General features: G+C 71.4%; 10 protein-coding genes. 2 read left to right on the top strand and 8 right to left on the bottom strand.

Annotation, left to right across the window (positions count from 1 at the left end; all coding sequences use genetic code 11):
* Positions 1–5: 5 nt before the first annotated feature.
* The 8 genes from TsocGM_RS13950 to TsocGM_RS13985 form a co-directional block, all read right to left on the bottom strand.
* On the bottom strand, positions 6–2,369 hold the full coding sequence (locus TsocGM_RS13950) for a glutamine amidotransferase (RefSeq protein WP_126726081.1): 2,364 nt from the start codon (positions 2,367–2,369) through the stop codon (positions 6–8).
* Entirely contained in the window at positions 2,366–6,208 is a 3,843-nt protein-coding gene (locus tag TsocGM_RS13955; protein ID WP_126726082.1) for a DUF4175 family protein, read from the bottom strand. The genes TsocGM_RS13950 and TsocGM_RS13955 overlap by 4 nt, the downstream gene beginning before the upstream one ends.
* Positions 6,205–8,307: a BatA domain-containing protein gene (locus tag TsocGM_RS13960; protein ID WP_126726083.1), complete on the bottom strand. Its 2,103-nt coding sequence runs from the start codon at positions 8,305–8,307 to the stop codon at positions 6,205–6,207. The genes TsocGM_RS13955 and TsocGM_RS13960 overlap by 4 nt, the downstream gene beginning before the upstream one ends.
* The gene (locus TsocGM_RS13965) at positions 8,304–9,287 is read right to left on the bottom strand and encodes a DUF58 domain-containing protein (protein ID WP_233578860.1); all 984 of its coding nucleotides are present in this window, start codon (positions 9,285–9,287) and stop codon (positions 8,304–8,306) included. Before TsocGM_RS13965 ends, TsocGM_RS13960 begins: the two co-directional genes overlap by 4 nt.
* Positions 9,284–10,294 carry an AAA family ATPase gene (locus TsocGM_RS13970; protein ID WP_126726084.1) on the bottom strand — a complete coding sequence of 337 codons (1,011 nt, stop codon included), beginning with the start codon at positions 10,292–10,294 and terminating at the stop codon, positions 9,284–9,286. Before TsocGM_RS13970 ends, TsocGM_RS13965 begins: the two co-directional genes overlap by 4 nt.
* A 31-nt stretch (positions 10,295–10,325) precedes the next feature.
* Positions 10,326–11,186: a DUF4159 domain-containing protein gene (locus tag TsocGM_RS13975; protein ID WP_126726085.1), complete on the bottom strand. Its 861-nt coding sequence runs from the start codon at positions 11,184–11,186 to the stop codon at positions 10,326–10,328.
* Complete coding sequence (locus TsocGM_RS13980; protein WP_158633556.1) at positions 11,183–13,825, bottom strand: tetratricopeptide repeat protein; 2,643 nt, start codon at positions 13,823–13,825, stop codon at positions 11,183–11,185. Before TsocGM_RS13980 ends, TsocGM_RS13975 begins: the two co-directional genes overlap by 4 nt.
* Before the next feature lie 218 nt (positions 13,826–14,043).
* Positions 14,044–15,360, bottom strand: coding sequence for a Gfo/Idh/MocA family protein (locus TsocGM_RS13985; RefSeq protein ID WP_126726087.1), 1,317 nt, complete (start codon positions 15,358–15,360; stop codon positions 14,044–14,046).
* Positions 15,361–15,854: 494 nt separating this feature from the next.
* Between TsocGM_RS13985 and TsocGM_RS13990 the strand changes: the two genes are divergently transcribed.
* Positions 15,855–16,997 carry an SGNH/GDSL hydrolase family protein gene (locus tag TsocGM_RS13990; RefSeq protein ID WP_126726088.1) on the top strand — a complete coding sequence of 381 codons (1,143 nt, stop codon included), beginning with the start codon at positions 15,855–15,857 and terminating at the stop codon, positions 16,995–16,997.
* A 225-nt stretch (positions 16,998–17,222) separates the two neighbouring features.
* On the top strand, positions 17,223–17,482 hold a 260-nt coding region (locus TsocGM_RS27070), incomplete at its 3' end, for a hypothetical protein (RefSeq protein WP_233578862.1).

Below are 17,482 nucleotides of genomic sequence, written 5' to 3' on the forward strand. Positions count from 1 at the left end.
GGTACTCAAGCGAGTCCGTTGATGCGCCGGAGCCCCCATTCCAGAACGAGGCAGGCGGCGGCGGCGAGGAAGTAAAGCGGCCGGTGCCACAGGGGAGAGGTCCACGGCTCGGTGATCGGGGCCGATCGTCGGGAGAGGCCGGCGACGAAGGCATCGAGCCGGTTGGGATCGACCACCTCTCCGCCGGTTCGGTTGGCCAGGTCCTCGGCGAAGGCGAGATCGGGGTCGAGCCGGGAGAACTCGTCGGCCGCCGGCTGGGCGGCCCAGCCGGCCTCGCGATCGCCCAGCGGGCTGCCGTCCGGGGCGACGGCCGAGGCGACAAAGCGGTGCGGGCCGGGCTGCCGGGTGGCGTATGTGGTCGTATAAGTTCCCGGCTCGCGGTCGTCGGGCTCGGCATCAAGAGCCAAGGTCGAGCCGTCGGGGGTGGTCACGCTCAGGGTGACCTTCGCGTCGTCCAGGGGCCGGAACTCCGGGTCCCGGACGCGGGCGGTCAGGCGGACGGCCGGAGAACCGCCGGGCTCCGGCTGGGCGTCGAGCTCGACACGCTCGGGCACGTCGGCCACCAGCCATCGCACCGTTTGCCGCCAGGCGCGGTCGAAGTCGTCTTCGCTCGGATCCTTCCGGCGGAGGCCCCAGCGCCAGAGATCGCCGACGGTCAGGGCCGCCACGCGCCCCCGGCCGAACTGCTGGGCGACCAGCGCCGGGGACGGCGCTCCGCTCGGGTCGGAGACCTGCGCCAGCACAACCGCCCCCGGCTTCAGCCCCCCCACCCGGCTGAGGGTGTGGAACGGCGGCATGGAGGCCAGCCTCTGGCGCTCGTCCTCCTCGGTCGTTCGGGTCCGAACCCAGGGCTGCAGCCATCCCTCCCTTGTGAGCACCAGGCGGTACTCGCCCGATGGCGCCGGGCCCTGCGGAACGCGGTCGAGGTAGACCGGCAGCAGATCGCCGACCGGAGTGCGGTCGTAGCCCCCGGCGGCGAAGGTGTCCGGGCCGCCGAGCATGAGCAGGCCGCCTCCCCGGACGCTGACAAAATCGCGGATCAAGGCGCGTTGATCCGCGGTGAAGAAGTCGGCCTCCAGGTCGTCGATGATCACGGCGTGATAGCGGTACAGGTCGTCGGCGGCCTGGGGGAAGCCGTCCCGGAGCTCGAACTCGTCGGCGACGTTCAAGCGGACGAGCACCGCCTCGTCGTAACGCTCGGCCGTCTCGTCGTCCGGGTTGTCGAAGCCGTCGTAAAGCGGGCTGGCCGAGCGGCTCCCCTTCGCCTGGAAGTCGAACCGGGCCTGGCGGCGGGCGATCCGGAGCAGGCCGACGAGGTCAACCTGCTCGTCCTCCTCCAGCGCCCGGCGGAGGAACTTGTACTCCCAGTTCGGCCGGCCGCTCGCGTACAGCACGCGGAACGGGCCGCCGCCGCGGTCGACGACGACCGACCGGACGTTATTCTCGAGCGTCTGCTCGAACGACTCGGAGGTTCCCTCCTCTTCCCCTGACAGAATCGCCTCCTCCTCCGAGGCGCCGAACGCCTTGACCGAGTAGAAGGAGACTCCGGCCCGGTCGGGGCGGAACTGGAAGCGGAACGAAACGGGGAGGCCGTCGGCCTTGGGCCTCCCCTCCTGCCGGGCGACCTCGCGGCCGGCCTCGTCGAGCAGGACGGCGACCACGGGCTCCCGCCAGTTCAACCCGGTGGCCGAGACGTCGGCTCGGACGATCACCGGGGCGGCGTCGAAGTTCGTCTGGCTGACCGAAACGGCGACCACCCCCACATCCCGGCCCACCCCGCGCGACCGGGGCAGGAGCGGGAAGACCGGAGGCAGGCCGTCGAGGTCGGGCATGCCGGGGTCGGTCCGGATGCCGTCGGTCACCAGCAGCACGCCGGCCAGGGGAAGGCCGCGGAACCGTCGGGACAGGGCCGAGAGGGCGGGACCGACCGCGGAGCCGGTGCCGTCGAAGGCGAGGGCCTCGAAGCCGTCGACGGCTCGAAGGTGCGAGTCGAAGGCGTAGCAACGGACGTCGAAGTCCTGGCCGAGCCGCGTCCGCCACTCCGACTCGCCGACGAGCAGCTCGCGCAGGCGGTCTCCTCGAGAACGGTCGTCTCCCCGATCTCGGATGGTGAGGCTTCCGCTGTTGTCGACCAGGATCGCGAAGGCGTTCGCGCCCGGGCGGGGCCGGGTGCCGCTGAGCAGCGGCTCGACCAGGCAGAGCGCCAGTGCCGCGAAGGCGGCCCCCTTAAGCGCCGCCCCCACCAGACGCACCGGCAGCCCGGCCTGAGCCCGGCCGTAACCCCACAGGACCACGAGCGTCGAGGCGACGAACAGCCCTGTCGCCGCGAGCCACCAGCCCGGCGATCCCCAGACGATCGTCGGCATCATTCGCCGCTCCCCAGACGCTCGAAGTAGCGGCGGACCCCCTCGGCGAACCGGGGGGGGACGGGGTCCCGGTCGATCGGTACAAGGTCATCGGGGGACTCGAGGCGGCGAAGCTCCTCGGCCACTCGGTCGCGCAGCTCCCGGATCGGCTCGGCGACGAGGTCCTGGAGCTTCTCCCAGTCGGGCTCCCTCGCGTGGCGGCGGAACTCCTCTCGGGCGCCCCGGACCCGGTCTCGGATGCGGGCGGCCTCGGCGCTCAGCTCGGGGTCGTCAAGCAGCTCCTCGACGTCCCGCATCCGGTCGGACCACTCCCGGAAGCCGTCGCCGACGATCGGGCCGCCGGGGCCGCTCCGGCCGCCGATCCGGAAGCCGTCAAGCAGGTCATCCAGCCCTCCCGATCCGCCGCCCCCACCCTCGGCAGGGCGGTCACCGGTCGGTTCGCCGCGCAAGCCGCCCTGGCCGCCTCTTTGCCCCCCTGGGCCGCCCTGCTGGCCCTCCTGACCCTGGCCTCGGGAGCCTTGCTGGCCCTGGCCTTGCTGCTCGCCGGCCTGCTGCCCCTCGCCCGGCTGATTTTCACCCGGCTGACCCGCGCCCGGCTGTCCCTCGCCGGGCCGCCCCTCGCCGGGCTGGTCCTGGTCCTGCGATCGCTGAGCCGATCGGGGCCCCGGGTCGGCCTGCTCGCCCTCGGAAGGTTCTCCCGGACGACCACCCGGTTGCCCTCGTTCGGCTCGACGGCCGGGCTCTCCCTGGCGATCGAGCCCCGGAGCCCGACCCGCGCCGGGGCGATCCCCCTCGGGAGACGCACCCTCGCCCGGCTGACCGGAGGGTGACGGCTCGGCGGCCCCGCTCTGCTCGCCTCGCTCTCGACCGAGTGCGCGGTCGATCTCGCGACCGACCTGCTCGGCGAGGTCGTCCAGCTCGTTCCGGGCGAGGCGAAGGGCGGTCGTGTCGTCGCCGAGGACGCGGTCGGCGGCGCGTTCGACCCCCTCCCGGAGCTGATCGAGCCCCTCAGCCGCGGCTTCCGAAGCTCGGGCGGCCTCCTCGTTGATGCCGAGGCCGGCAAGTTGCTGGGCGGCGTCGATCGCCTCGCCGATCGCCTGGTCGTCGGCGCGGCGGACGGCCTCGAACAGTTCCTCGGCCAGCAGGGGCTCGTCCTCTTCCGCGTCCTGGACGGTCTGCCGCATCCGATCGAGGAGCTGATCGAGCCGATCACGCTGGCCTTCGAGCCGACGCTCCGGAGCGTCGTCCTCGGCCCCGTCCCGGAGCGATCGGCGGGCGCCGGCCTCTCCCTCGGCGAGCCGCTCGGTCAGTTGCCGCTGCTCCTCGGCGAGCTGTCGGGCCTGCTCGCGCATCTGCTGAAGATCCTCGGCGAAGCGCTCGGAGGTCCGACGGCGGAGCTGCTCGCCCAGCTCGTCGAGCTGTCGGCCGGCTCGGGTCCCCTCGGTGATCGCCTGGGAGAGACGACCTTCCTCGAGGGCCTCGCTGGCCCTTCTGAGGTGTTCGCGAGACTGCTCGACCTGCTGGCGAGCGTCGGCCAGGCGGTCGCGATTCTCCTCGCGCTCCATGCGTTCGCGCAGCTCGTCGGCGTCTCGGAGGAGTTGTTGCTGTTGCTCCCGGAGGCGCTTGAGCTGACGCTCGATCTCCTCGCGTTCTTCCTCCGACTCGGCGGCCTCGAGGGCGGACTGAAGCTCCTGGACGCGGTCGTTCAGGTCCTCCTGGCGGCGGGCCAGCTCTCGAAGGCGATTGAGCACCTGTCGGAGTTCCCGGTCGGCCTGGGACTGCTCGGCGATTGCCTGCTCGGCCGAGCTGCGCTGCTCGTAGCGGTTCTCGTCGTTGGACAGCTCCAGTTGCTGGAGCTGCCGCTGCGACGGCCCGCCGGCCCCTCCGCCGCCTCCGGCCTGGCCGGGCTGGCCTCGGACGACCTGGAACTCACGGTCTCGGAGCCGGAGCAGGGCCTGATAGGCCGCCTGTTCGCTTGAGATCGCCGCGTCGAGCGGCCCGGCGTCGGCTCCCTCCTTCGCCTCCGAGAGCCGATCGACGGCCTCGTTCATGAAGCCGATCGCCTGCTCCAGCGCCGCGATCGACTCGGGATCCTGCAACTCTCCCGAAAGGGCGCCGGCCTGCTCGACGGCCGATCGCTGCGAGCTGAGGACCACCTCCACGTCGGTCCCGAACGCCTCGGAGGGGGCCGATCGGGGAGACTCGCGGCGGAGCAGCGACCAGGTGGCGTTGATGATCTGCTTCTGAAGCTCGGCCAGCTCCATCGCCTGCTGCCCGGCGCCCCCTTGCGGGCCCTGGCCCTGGTGTTGCGGGCCGCCGGAGGGCGGCTCGCCCTGGCGAAAGATCTCCTCGAACGGGCGGATCTCGGCGAAGAACAGATCGCCGAATGTTCGGCGAGGGCTGCCGTCGGGGCCGACGTCCTCGGCCCAGAAGTGGTAGGAGGCCAGCTCGTCCGGCTCGACGTCCAGGGACTCGAAGGCGATCAGGTGCCCGGCCTCGGCCTGCTTGACCCCGGTCCCCGGCTCTCCCAGGACCAGCTCCGTTGGCTCCTCCCCGGCGAGCATCACGGTGACGCCATGCCGGACGATGCCGAAGTCGTCCTCGATGCTGGCCGCCAGCTCCAGCTCCTCAATCGGAGAGACGCGCACATCTCGAGCCGGCCGGGCGATCCGCAGATCGGGGGGCCGGTTGCGCGTGACGTTGACCGCCAACTCGGTCGGCTCCTTGTTCGATCGGCCCTCGGTGTCGACCAGCTCGATGCGGTACCGCCGGGGGTCGGCCAGCGTGAGGCTCGCCGAGTAGGTGCCGCTGCCGTCACCAACCGGGGTGAGGTCGATGATCTCCTCGCCGTCGACCAGCCGAGCCGAGGCGACCTCCTTGTTCAGCCGGACGCGGAGCCCCAGCCCGGTCCCCTCGATCGCCGTGACATGGCGGATGTCCTCGACGGTTTTGGGATCGAGGCCGGTGTAGTCGGGAAAATCGAGGTCGGCGTCGATGCGAAGCACTTGCGGAAAGTCGAACACCCGGACCCGGTACGTCTCGCTCGACCGGCCGGCGAAGGCGATCCGGTAGGAGAGGTCGGTTTCCACCCGGTCGACCCGGGCGGCGAAGGTCGGGTCCTCGAGGCTGCGGGCCATCGCCCTTCGGGAGTCGGCCGAGGGGAGCCCCTCGCCCTCGAGCACCAGTTCCGCCTCTCCGGGGACGGCGTCGTTGAATCGGGCAACGACCAGCAGCGAGGTGCCGCGTTCGATCTCCGTGTCGCCGGGCTCAACCACCAGCCCCGAGGCGATCCTCCCCGCGTCGGCCGCCGAGGCCGAGCCTTCCGGGCCGGGGGGGCCTCCCCGAAGGGCGAGGAACAGGGCAACCACGATCAGACCGCCGAGCGTGGCGGCGTGGCAGAGCTCCGAGGCCCAGATCGACCAGGAGGGAACCGACGCCTCCCAGTCGTGCGAACCCCGGTGCGCCAGCACTCCTCGGACGACCTCCTGGTGCAAGAACCCGCTGCGGATGGCCTTGGGGTCCGAGCCATCCTCCACCGCGACGATCAGCCCGGTGGCCAGCTCCGGAAAGCGGCGCTCGATCCGGCGGGCGATCCGCCTCGGGTCTCGGACCGATCGGTAGACCGCCGCCGCCACGAGCAGCCCGCTCGCCGCGGCCAGGGAGACGAATGGCAGGGCGAGCCGCCAGCCGGTCGGCATCGCGACGCCCAGTCCGGCCAGCGTCGCCAGGCCCACGCCCAGCAGCATCCAGGCCAGCCAGCAGGCCGCCAGGGCAGCCCAGAGTCGGACGCTCCGGACGCGCCGGGCGACCTCGCCGAGGGCTTCTCGCAGTTCGCCGCTCATGTCGCCATCGCCTCCGCTCGGGCCGGCCGGCGCCGGGCAAGGCGCCCCGCCAGCCAGGTCTCGACGATCAGGATCCCGATCGCGGCCACGATCCCCCACCGCCAGAGCTTCTGGCGCCCCTCCAGCTCGGCGTTCATCAACTGCCGGAGCTGCTCGGCCTCGGCCGCCGGGTCGGCCTCCCTTCCGGCCGAGCGAACCCCGAGCTGCTCCAGCGCGGCCAGCTCGATCGGGTCCGTCCGGCTCTCGCTTGGGTCGAGATTGACCGCGAACGGCGCCGATCCTCCCGACGATTCGATCGCGTACAGCCCGGGGGCGTCGGTTCCCTCAAACCAGTCGGCCTGGTCGGCCAGCGCAACGACCGCGCCTGCCGGCGTGCGAACGGCCCGATCCCCCTCCCCCTCAGGGAGGGGAACGGGATCGCCGACGATCAGCGACGTCGCGTCGAACCGGTCGTCGCCGCCGAGATCGAGCAGCGCGGCCATCAGCGGAACGAACTTCGACGATCGCGCAAGCTGCCCGTCTCCCGGCGCCCAGCCGGCCGCGAACAGGACGACCCGGCCCCGCCCGACCGGCCACTCGACGACGGCGGGGTCGCCCCCCTCGAACCGGGACACGACTCGGGCGTCGCCGAGAACCTCCTCGTCGAGCCTCCGATAGTTCCAGAACCGGACGGAGGTGAAGTCGTTGTACTGCGGCGCCGACAGCGGAGAGAAGAGCGGGTGACCGAAGTCGATCTGGCCGAGCATCACGTCGGGATCGGCGACGGCATCGGCCACCTCGCCGAGGTCGGTCCCCACGATCGCCTCGACCGCCCTGGGCCGCCCCTCGCCGGTGAGCACGGCCAGGATCGTCCCGCCGTCCCTCGCGAATCGAGCGAGCCGGTCCACGCGCTCCGCGTCCGGCTCCCCTTCGAGGATAATCAGGGGCACCGACGCCTCCGCCTCGATCGCCAGCGTCTCTCCCGGGCCGACGCCCCGCACCCGGACGCTCCGACGAGGCAGGTCGTCGAAGACGCGGTCGACGTAGTAGCGCAGGCCCCGGGGATCGTCGGTGGCATCGTCGCCAACGTAAAGCACCGTCTCTTCCACCCGGGGGGGATCGGCGATGGAAAGGGTGTTGTCGAAGGGGTGGGCGTCCCCTTCGAGCACGAGGGCGCCTCCCGAGCCGCCCTCGGGGGGCTCGACGCGGACGACCCGGCTCTCTCCCGGGGGCACGGAGACGTCGATCGGCGCCCCGCCCCCTCCTGCCCAGCGGAGGCGGAACCGCTCGACCGCCGAGCTGGCCTCGTTCGAGACCCGGACGCGAAGGACATCGGCCCCGCTCCCCCCCTTTGCCCCGGGGCCGGGCTCGGGGGGCTCGGCCAGGCGTTGCAGGCTCGCGTTGCCGGAGGGATCGGCGACGGACTTCAACTCCACGACGACGTCGGAGGGCCACTCGAAGTCGCCCAGCGCGTCGAGGCTCGCCCCGCGCTGGAGGTCGCTGACGAGGATGATGAGGCGGGGAACGGGGGGCTCCTCCTCGTCGTCCGAGGTATCCTGAACGGCGGCGACGGCGTCGAGCAGCGCCTGGCCGAGGTCGGTCGACCGCCACGACGGGGAGAGGTCGGCGAGCCGGGCGCGGGCCACGGCGAGCCGGCGGCGGGGATCGAGCGTGTCCGACTCGTCGAGGCTCATCACCGGGGTCGTCTCCTCGTCGAAGGCGAGCAGGGCGAGGCGGTCGCCGGGGCGGGCGTCGGCGATCGCGGCGTCGGCCAGGCCTTTGGCGCGTTCCCAGAGGTCGCCTCGTCGCATGCTGGCGCTGGTGTCGAGGAGGACGACGATGCGGCGCTCGCCGGCCTCGCTGGCCTCGAGGCGGGCCTCTTTTCTCAGGAACGGGCGGCCGAAGGCGAGGGCGAGCAGGATCAGGGCGAGGGCCCGGAGCAGCAGCAGCGGCCAGTTCTCCAGTCGGCTGCGGCGGGTGATCTTCGGCGGCGTCGGCGACAGGAACATCAGCGAGCTGAAGAGCACCTCGCCTTTCGGCGAGCGCCGGATCAGGTGAACGACGATCGGAGCCGCGACGGCCAGCGCGCCGAGCAGGTAGAGGGGTGTCAGGAAGCTCATCGGCCGCCTCCTGGCCCGGCCGGTCGTCGACGCCCCGGGAGGCGGCCTCGGGCCTCCCGGGCCTTGAGGAAGTCGAAGAGCACCCCGTCGAGCGGCCGGTCGGTGGTCAGCAGGCTGAATTCCAGGCCGAGATCGGCGCAGGCGCGCTCGATGCCGGCGGCGTGCTCGGCGAACCGGGAGCGGTACTCGTCGCGGGCGGCGCCGGGGTCGATGTACAGCTCCCGGCCCGACTCGACGTCCCGGAACATGGCCGGCGACTCGAACGGGAAGGAGAGCTCGGCCGGGTCGAGTACCCGGAAGACGACGACGTCGTGCCCCCGGGCGACCAGCGAGCCGAGCCGGGTGCGGAGCAGGTCGATCGGCGCCAGCAGGTCGGACAGCAGCAGGATCAGCCCCCGGCGCCGGAGCGTGGCGGCCAGCTCGTCGAGCGGTCCGGCCAGGTCGGTCGCTCGGCCGGTCGGGGCCCGTTCCAGCATCGCCAGCATCCGGCGCAACTGTCCCGGCCGGTGCCGGGGAGGAAGCATGTCGACCACGCGGTCTTCAAAGGTGACGAGGCCGACCGCGTCGCGCTGAAGCGTGAGGAAGTAGGCGAGCGTCGCCGCGGCGGTGCGCGCGTAGTCGGCCTTCGAGACCGGGCCGGAGCCGAAGGACATCGACCGGCTCATGTCAAGGACGATCGAGCAGCGGAGGTTGGTCTCGTCCTCGAACCGCTTGATGTAGTAGCGGTCGGATCGGGCATAGAGCCGCCAGTCGAGGTAGCGGGGGTCGTCTCCCGGGGAGTACTGGCGGTACTCGCTGAACTCGACGGAGAACCCGTGGAAGGGGCTGCGGTGCAGGCCGGTGATGAACCCCTCGACCACCACCCGGGCACGCAGCTGGAGGCTGTCGATCCGCATGAGCGCCCTGGGGTCGATCGCCGCGGCCGGGCCCCGGGGGGAGCCGGCCTCGGGCGATCGGAGGCGGTCGAGCGGTGGTGTCACGACTTGGGGCCCTTGACGTGTTCCAGCAAGCGGTCGATGACGGCGTCGACCGACACGCCGTCGGCCTCCGCCCGGTAGCCAAGCAGGATGCGGTGCCGAAGCGCCGGCTTGGCCAGCGCCCGGATGTCCTCCGGGGAAACGTGGTAGCGGCCGGCCAGCAGGGCTCGGGCCTTCGCCCCCAGCACCAGAGACTGCGCGGCTCGGAGGCCGGCCCCCCAGCTCACCCACTCATTGACGAACCCGGGCGCCCCCTCCCCGGGCCGGCTGGCGGCGGAGAGCCGAACGGCGAAGCGGACGAGATCCTCGGCGCAGGGAACCTTGCGGACGACCTCGTGAAAGCGGAGCACATCGGGGCCGTCGAAGATGGCCTCGATCGGCTCGGGGGTCTTCGAGGTGGTCTGCCGGACCACCGCCACCTCGTCATCCTCGGGCAGGTAGTCGACAACGACGTTGAACAGGAAACGGTCGAGCTGGGCCTCGGGCAGGGGATAGGTCCCCTCCATCTCGATCGGGTTCTGGGTGGCGAGGACGAAGAACGGCTCCTCCAGCGGATACCGCACCCCGGCGGCGGTGACCTGGTGCTCCTGCATCGCCTCCAGCAGCGCGGCCTGGGTCTTGGGAGGGGTGCGGTTGATCTCGTCGGCGAGAATCACGTTGGCGAAGATCGGCCCGCGCACGAACTGCATCCGGCGGCGGCCGTCGCCGGTCTCCTCCAGGATCTCGGTGCCGGTGATGTCGGCCGGCATCAGGTCGGGCGTGAACTGGATGCGCTGGAACTTCAGGTGGAAGACCTGGGCGATGGTGCGCACCAGCAGGGTCTTGGCCAGCCCCGGAGCGCCGGTGATCAGGCAATGGCCGCCGCAGAAGAGGCAGATGAGCAACTGGTGAGTCGCCTCGCGCTGGCCGACGATCACCTTGCCCAGCTCGCGCTCAATCCGGCCCCGGCTCTCGTGGATCGCCTCGACGGCCCGGCGATCATCCTCGAAGGCATCGACGTCTGCCGACACGGTCACTCCTTCCGACCCGGCCCGATCGGTGTCAGTGCGTCATGGCGTAGGTGACGATGTTGATCCCCATCGGGTACGACCGCTTCTCGGAAAACTCCCGGAAGTAGTCCGGGTCCTCTCCCTCGCGTTCCCAGCCGTCGCCGAGATCGGTGTTGTGGCAGATGATGACCATCATCCGCCCCTTGGCGTCAAAGATCCCCTTGTAGTGCGGCTCCCGGGCGTCCCAGCGCTCCCAGGTGATGTCCGAGCCCCGCCGCCAGGAATGGATGCTGGGGACCTGGGGCTTCTCCTTCAGCCGGTAGACAATCCGGAAGATCTCGTGGTCGGCCGGCAGCTCAAGCGGCTCGAACTCGGGGAAGACGCGTTTGATCTGTTGATAGAAGTTCTGATATTCGGCCTCTCCCCAGAAGTCGTCGACCATCAGGAACCCGCCGTTGAGCAAATACCGGCGCAGGGCGGCCACCTCCTCCTCGGAGAAGATCAGGGCGCCGGGCTCAATCATGTAGAGAAACGGGTGGTCGAACAGCTCCTCGTCGGTCAGCCGAAGGACGATCGAATCGGGGGACACCTTCAGCGAGGTCAGCTGCTGGAGGCGGTACGGGAAGTTCAGGTCGCTGTCCGGCCAGTCGGTCGCCCAGCCTCCTCCCCAGCGGCCTCGGCCGCCGTAGGAGTCGTACTGGACTCGGACGAAGGTGAAGACATCTTTGGGGAACCGCTCGTCGACCTCCCAGTCGGGCACGCCGGCGCGATCGCCGGGCAGCACCCCGGGCTCGTAGAACCGGCCCCGGCCAGAGCCCCGGCCGCCGGAGGGCCACTGCTGGGCCAGCGCCGTCCCTCCCACAATGGCGACCAACCCGAGCAACGCGACCGAGATCCTGCGCCTTCGGCTCATGGTCGAGCTCCCTCGGTCTCGGGTTCGAGCAGATCCAGTTCATCGAACGGGTCGTCCGGCGTCGGCGACGGCCCATCCCTCTCGTCGACGACCTCCAGCAGCAGCCGGTGGGCCGCTCGGAACCGGGGGGCCTCCTCCAGCGCCTTGAGCACCTCTAGCCGAGCCTCGTCCAATCGCCCCTCGTCGTGCAGCAGCGAGGCCAGCCGGTAGTGGATCTCGGCCGGGTCGGTCGGGTCGAGCAGGGCGAGGTCGCGGTAGGCCTCGATCGCCTCGCCGGGCTGGCCGAGCCGCTCGGCGGCCCGCGCCAGGCTGCGATGCGGGGCGGCAATCAGCGGGTTGACGGCGAGCAACTGCCGAGCGTGCTCGGCCAGTCGAGCCCAGTCCTCGCCGGCCTCGTCCAGCTCGATCAGCCGGAGCAACGCCCCCGAGGCGCCGGCGTCCCGGGAGACAACAGCCTCCAGCGCACGCCGCTCGGCCTCGGGATCGTCCAGGTTGCGGGCGATGGTCGCGAGCAGCAAATCCGCGTTCTCCGGGCCGACGTCGTCCGGGTCCAGCTCCTTGAGCCTCCGCACCGCCTCCCGAGCCTCCTCCCAGCGCTGTTCGTCGATCAGCCGAAGGGCCAGGCGACGCCAGCCAGGAATGTTCCCCGGGTGGTCGTCGAGCCAGGCCCGAACGGCGTCCGAGTCGGCGTCGGGAGGAAGGTCTGGCTCCTCCCAGGACGCCCCGGGATTGGCGGCTCGGGCTCGGTCGCGGGCGAAGTCCAGAAACCGGGCGTCGATCTCATTGAGCGACATCCCGACGCGATCCGGCAGTGCCTCATTGATGGGCATGCCTGCCGCCAGATCGTCCAGCAACCCCGTCAGCCCGTCCAGGCCGGCCCGCTCGACGAGGAACTCGACGGCCAGGGCCGATTCCACGTAGGCGAATTGCAGATCCATCGGCGATTCGGGGGCGAGGAACGAGGCGCTGAGCCCGCTCAACGGCGTCAGGTCGTCGGCCAGCAGTTTCGCCCGGAAATGCGGGGTGATCCGAGCGGCCCAGCCGGGATTCTCCCGGCCCTCCTCGAAGACCGAGATTCCCTCACTCAGCCACCGGGGCATCCTGTTCCTCGACCTCGCCAGCGTGACCGTATGGCAATACTCGTGCCAGAGGACCGATTCCCAGTTCGAGGGGTTGGCGCCCTGGGCGGCGGGGCTGATCGCGGTGATCACCCGGCCGAAGCAGACCCCGAGGAACCCGTCGGCCCCGGGCAGGCCGAAGGTGCGCACGGCGAAGTCGTTCTTGCTCGGAAAGACCTCAACGAGGACCGGCTCGTCCACGGTCGCCCCGTAGCGCTGCTGGAGGGTCCGACGGGCGCGACCGAGCAGGTCGAGCACGCGGTCGCCGTACAGCTCGGCCTCGGTGGGCTCCATCCGGACGCGAAGGCCGTCCCCCTCCAGGACGACGTAATCGTCAAGCTCATCCTTCAGGGTGACGAGGTTGTAGGCGACGACGTTGTACGGATCGCGCTCGAAGACCTCGTCGGCCAGCGTCCAGCCTTCCTCCTCGAGCCCCAGCCGCAGGAGATCCTGACAACGCTGGAGCTTCGCCGGCAGGAAGTCGGGGTCGGCGAGAAGGGCCCGGCGCTGGGACTCGGCCCCCTCGGCGAAGCGGTACTTCTGGGAGAGCTCCCGGCCGATGATGTGGTCGACCTCCGGGTTGTTCGGCCAGCGTTCCAGGGCGTGGAGGCGGGCGTCGGCCTCCCCCTCGGGATCGTTCCTCAGGTGGGCGATCACGGCGCGGAAGGCCCAGGCACGCTGCTCCCGGGGGTTGACGGCGAGGACGCGGTCGAGGATCGCCGACGCCTCGTCGAGCCGCTCGGCCTCGAGCAGGTGGTCGGCCCAGAGGAGGAGGCTCTCCACGTGGTTCGGGTTGATGGCGAGGGCGGCGTCGATCTCCTCGGCCGAGCGGGCGCGGTCGTCCTCGGAGAAGGCGAGGGCGAGCAGGGCGTGGTATTCCGGGTCGTCGGCGGCCTCGGCGGGGGCTCGGGCAAGGGTCTGGGCGGCCAGCGCGCCGTCCTGCTTCTCCAGGGCGAGCCGGGCGGACTCGAGGTAGGCGGGGACGAAGTCGGGCTGACGATGGATCGCCTCGTCGTAGAACTGGTCGAGCACCCGTTTCGGATCGACGCCTCGGAGCAGGAAGAACCGCCCGGCGGCGACTCGGCCCTCGGCGGAGTCGTAGCGTTCGGGGGCGAAGCGGATGAGCCGCTCGACCCGCTCCAGCACGGCCGGAATCTCCTCCTCGCCGTCGTTGTACCGGAGCACGTCGGGGGCGAAGAGCAACAGCGGCAGGCTGGCCGAGAACCGGCTGAGCCCCTGCTGGAGCGACGCCAGCGCGGCCTCGTCCTCCCCGGTGGCCAGCTCGGCGGCCACCTTCAGGCGGATCCACTCCTCCTCCCAGACGAACCCTCGGACGGCCTCGCCGGCCAGGCGGGCGGCCTCGGAGTACGCTCCGGCCCGGAAGAGCGAGCGGGCCTCATCCAGGTCGGGCTCCTGAGCGGGGCAGAAGGGTGGGATCGCGGCCAGGGCCACCGCGACGAGGGCGATGGCGGCCAGATGCCCGGCCTCCCTCGATGGGATGGGTCGATGGCGATTCGGCATCGCGATGCCCCCGCATTCGCTCGGTCGTCGCGGCATCCGTCCGACTACTCCCGCCGGAGGCAGGCATCCTTCGATTATGAAAGTCGGGGGGGGAATCGCCAAGGGACGGCCTCCGAATCCGACGAATCCGTTCCGGGGTCAAGGCGGAGGGAGGGGAAACGACGGGAGGCCCCCCGATCGTCTCCCCTTCCCTTCGGCCTGGAGAGCGTCCCCGACGCTCAGATGCTCCAAGGCTTGCGCATCGTCGGCGAGAGCAGCCGGTTCGCCTCCTCGCAGTTGGTCACCTGCTCGGTCTCGGGATCCCAGGCCAGCGGCTTGCCGACGAGCATGGCGATGTTGTTCAGGTGGCAGATCGTCGCCGTGCGGTGGCCGGCCTCGGCGGGGGCGAAGGGCTGCGACCGGCTCCGGACGCAGTCGAGAAAGTTGCGCTGGTGGCCAGGGCTGCGGCCGAGGTGGATCTCGTCGGGGCCGATGACCTCCTCCAGCAGGCTCGGGCTCGACGCCTCCAGCCGGCCGCCGTGGATCTCGATGAAGATCCAGCCATCCTCCCCCTCGAACTTCAGGCCCCGGGGGCCCTGGGTCGAGCCGACGAGCGTCACGCCGTCGGCGTAGGTGTTGGTGAACTCGTAGTCCCAGAAGGCGTCGTACAGGCCCTCGCCGCGGCGGCCCCGGGCCTCGAAGTGGACCGGGGTGGTGTGATCGGCGCCGAGGCCGAGCTGGGCGATGTCGATGACGTGGGCGCCGCGGTCGGTCATCTCCCCGCCCCCGAACGTGAGTTGGAAGCGCCACCAGAAATGGCAGCGGTCCTCCAGATAGGGGACCCGAGGCGTGTGGCCGAGCCAGAAGTCGTAGTCAAACCCCTCGGGCACTGGCTCCGAGGCCAGGGGGCCGGCATGGGCCTTGGCCTCCTCGTGGTGCGAGTCGTTGTCGGGCAGATTGATCCGGACGGTCTGGATCCGGCCGATCCGACCGTTGCGGACCAGCTCGCAGGCGTACCGGGCGTTGGCCCCCGACCGCTCGTGGCTGCCGACCTGGAGGATCCTCCCGCACCGCTCGACGGCGTCCACCAGAGCGCGGCCCTCGGCCACGGTGTTCGTCAGCGGCTTCTCGCAGTAAATGTCCTTGCCGGCCTCGGCCGCGGCGATGGCGGCCAGCGCGTGCCAGTGGTCGGGGGTGGCGACGATCACGGCCTCGATGTCGTCCCGGGCGAGCAGCTCCCGGAAGTCGTGGTAGGAGGCGCAGTCGCTGTTCCCGGCCCGCTCGTCGACCTCCCGCTTGCCCTGCTCGCGGTGGCCGGCGTCCACGTCGCAGACGGCCACCAGCTGCACGTCGGGCTGATCCATGAACATCCGATTGAGCGACCGGCCCCGGCCGCCGGTGCCGATGGTCCCCACGACGATCCGGTCACTGGGCGCCGCCTTCTCCTCCCTCCCCAGGGCCGAGGCGGGGACGATCGCCGGGAAGGCCAGCGCGCCGGCCGATGCGGCGGCCGTCCGCAGGAGGCTTCGTCGGGAGAAGGCGTTTCGATTCGACATGGCGCGTGCTCCTCGGGCGGTCGATCCGGTCGGCCGACGGTCCCCCAGCCGCTCCGGGGGCCTTTGGCCGATGATCGCCGGCCGGAGCGGCGTTTTCCAGGCGCCAGCGACCCTCTCGCCGGGACTGCCCCTCGGCGGCGGGACGATCCCCGAGGTCGGGCGACGTCGGGCGGACGGCTCACTCCCCGAGGGTCCGCCCGGCCGTCGGGAGTGCGCTCGTTCTTGGGAATGAGCCGACGGGCGACGACTGGCCCAATCCCCCCGGAATGCTCCCCGGACGCTCTCCTCCGGGGCCGCTCCGAGGGGAGCGGCTGGCCCGCCAGCCCCTCCCATCGAGCCGGGGCACGGGTAGGATGGGGCGAGCGCAGCCCCTGTTCCTCCCGGGCGGGAGCTCCATCGGACCGTCGCTCCGATCGCTCCGAAACGCCTCGGCCGCCCCCCCGTCCCGGACTGCCTGCCATCCCCTTTGAGCTCCCTGAAGCGGACCCAACCCCATGAACCGCCGCCTGATCCTCGCCGCGATCCTCGCCTCGCTGATCTGCTCCTCGGCCTCGGCCGCGATCGCCGACGACGCCATCGACCCCTCCCTTGCGACCACCGCTCCCGGCGACCCGACCCGCTGGTTCGATATCCGGTTGCTCGGGGTCGAGGGGCAGGGCTGGTCCGACACCAAGGCTCCGTTCGACCGGCTCCCCGCCCGAGCCGAGGGGGTCGTCCGAGACGCGGTCTGGGGGCTGAGCCGACACTCGGCGGGGCTCTGCGTCCGGTTCGTCACCGACTCCCCCGAGATCCAGGCCCGCTGGACCCTCACCTCCGACCGGCTCGCCATGCCTCATATGCCCGCCACCGGAGTCAGCGGGCTGGACCTCTACGCGAAGCTCGACGGGCGCTGGCACTGGCTCGGCTACGGCCGCCCCGAGCAGGCTCCCACCAACACCGGCACCCTCGCCTCCGGCCTCGAGGGCGGCCCTCGTGAGTACCTGCTCTACCTGCCGCTCTACAACGGCGTCTCCTCGGTCGAGATCGGCCTGCCCGAAGGGGCCTCGCTCTCGAAGGCCCCCGCCCGCCCCGAGGGCAAGGATCGGCCGATCGTCTTTTACGGCACCTCCATCACCCAGGGGGGCTGCGCCTCCCGCCCCGGGATGGTCCACACCGCGATCCTCGGCCGTCGGCTCGGCCTGCCGGTCATCAACCTCGGCTTCTCCGGCAACGGCCGCATGGAGGCCGAGGTCGCCGAGCTGCTCGCCGAGCTGGACCCCGCCGTCTTCGTCGTCGACTGCCTGCCGAACATGTCCGCCGCCGAGGTCGAGGATCGAGTCGAGCCCCTGGTCCGCATCATCCGAGCCTCCCGGCCGACCACGCCGATCATCCTCGCCGAGGACCGTTCCTACTCCAACGCCCCGCTCGTCTCCTCGCTCCGAAACCGCAACGCAACGAGCCGAGCCGCCCTCCGGGCCGCCTTCGACCACCTCGTCGCCGAGGGCGTGACCGGCCTCCATTACCTCCCCGGCGACCCCCAGCTCGGCGACGACGGCGACGGGACCGTCGACGGCTCCCACCCCACCGACCTCGGCTTCGTTCGCATGGCCGACGCCTTCGAGCCCGTCCTCCGAGCCGCCCTCGCCGGCCAGCCCTGACCTCTCGACCGGCCGACACGACCCTCGGCCGATCGCTCCCTGGCCGGATCGCCCGGATCGCGGACCGTCCGAGGTTCGGATTCGACGAGAATCGGGTCATCCATCCTGAGTGCGACCGGCCCCGTTCCCGATCATTTCGGAGAGGGGCCGGCTCCCCGTCCCCTCGGTTTCGTGCTGCGCGACGATTCCGGACGACCGCCCGCTCCCCCTTCGGAACACTCGGCCTTGTCACCAGCCAACGTCGAGCCCAACGTCACCGACTCCCGGACGTCCGACGCTCCGCTCCGGCCGCTCGCCCCCGCTCCGCTCGCCAAGCGGATCGCCTCCAATGCCCCTCGATCCCACGCGCGGAGCGAACCCATCTATGAGAGGGGGACTGTCAAGCTGCCGGTGCAGGTTCGGTGGGCTCGGGGCCCCGGCACCTCCCCCTCGCCGTCGGCGTCGGTCGGCCTGCCCGTCCCAGACCACGCCCACCAGCGATGCGG

The sequence above is a fragment of the Tautonia sociabilis genome (assembly GCF_003977685.1).
Taxonomy (GTDB): Bacteria; Planctomycetota; Planctomycetia; order Isosphaerales; family Isosphaeraceae; genus Tautonia; species Tautonia sociabilis.